The organism is Xenorhabdus sp. NBAII XenSa04, from assembly GCF_963866145.1.
GTDB lineage: Bacteria > Pseudomonadota > Gammaproteobacteria > Enterobacterales > Enterobacteriaceae > Xenorhabdus > Xenorhabdus indica.
The window spans coordinates 1-1,022 of the sequence record NZ_CAWMEB010000317.1 but is presented as its reverse complement, the minus strand read 5'-3'; the positions used below and the strand labels follow the sequence as shown (position 1 = coordinate 1,022).

Sequence of the window (1,022 nt, the reverse complement as noted above, 5' to 3'; positions counted from 1 at the left end):
TAAACAAAACTGGATTCATATCCCGCGCCATAACGGCGTAAATCCCGCCGTCCCAGTCCATCAACCAGTGCGACTAAAACCACCATCACAAATAACGGAACGGATAGCATCAGGATCGCCAGCCGGATCAGCGTCACCATCGTGATAAACACCGCAGCCAGACAATATTCCTGCAAATAACCCGATACCCCCTGTAATACCGCATTGAATTCACGCAGAAAATCATTGCGGTTGTTGAGCTGATATTGGTGTTGCCCCTGTATCCAGGGCATAAAACCACTGTCCACAAACAGCCATTGATACGCCTGTGCCAGTCCGTCAGAGACCGTTTGTGCGGGATTTGACAACAACAGACTCCGGGTAAGCTCCGTGGATAAAAATTGCAGCTCCGTTTTCATCATCATCTGACTGTGAGCGGCACCCTGTTCCGGCCAGAAAAAGGTCATCCCGACATATTCCAGTAACAGACTGAATAGCCACGACATGACAACAAATCCAATCAGTTGCCACGGCCATTCCCATAATACACGATACAGCAGGCCATGCTTGCGTGGGGGTTGTGAAGCCGGGCGGGATTGATTTTCTGACTGAGCCATAACGTGAAATTACCCTTTCTCTTCCCACCAGTTTTCACTGGTACGGTAGTGCCGTCGCATCTGCTCAGCGATGTTCTGCAAACTCGCCGGCATCAGGGCATCATCGTCATCCCCCGTTGGCAGTGGCATCCGAATTTTCCACAGTTGCCCGCCCTCCAGTAAGGCAAACGCCTGTCCTTTCGGCAGGTTAATCATCTCAGCCGGCGTCACCAGCGGTGTTTTGACCGTGCCTACCCGGTCCTGTGTCGAAGAAGTAAAATCCTGCCCCTGTTCGACACCCGCAATGTCAGAATGCCCTGAGACCAGTGTCTTGTTGTAGATTTCCACTTCCGGCAGCTGGCTGGTGAGCAGTTCTGCCGTCAGGTTATCCCGTACCCGCAACATAATCAGGGTATTAAAGTTGCCTATCACCTGCGCCGTTTTGGC

At 51.9% G+C, this 1,022-nt stretch carries 2 protein-coding genes; both read right to left on the bottom strand.

What is annotated here, in order from left to right; translation table 11 throughout:
* On the bottom strand, positions 1-596 hold a 596-nt coding region (locus tag AAC147_RS11275), incomplete at its 3' end, for a TIGR03747 family integrating conjugative element membrane protein (RefSeq protein WP_047686637.1).
* Between the two features lie 9 nt (positions 597-605).
* Positions 606-1,022, bottom strand: a 417-nt coding sequence (locus AAC147_RS11270) for a type IV secretion system DNA-binding domain-containing protein (RefSeq protein ID WP_047686635.1), incomplete at its 5' end; no start/stop codon positions are given.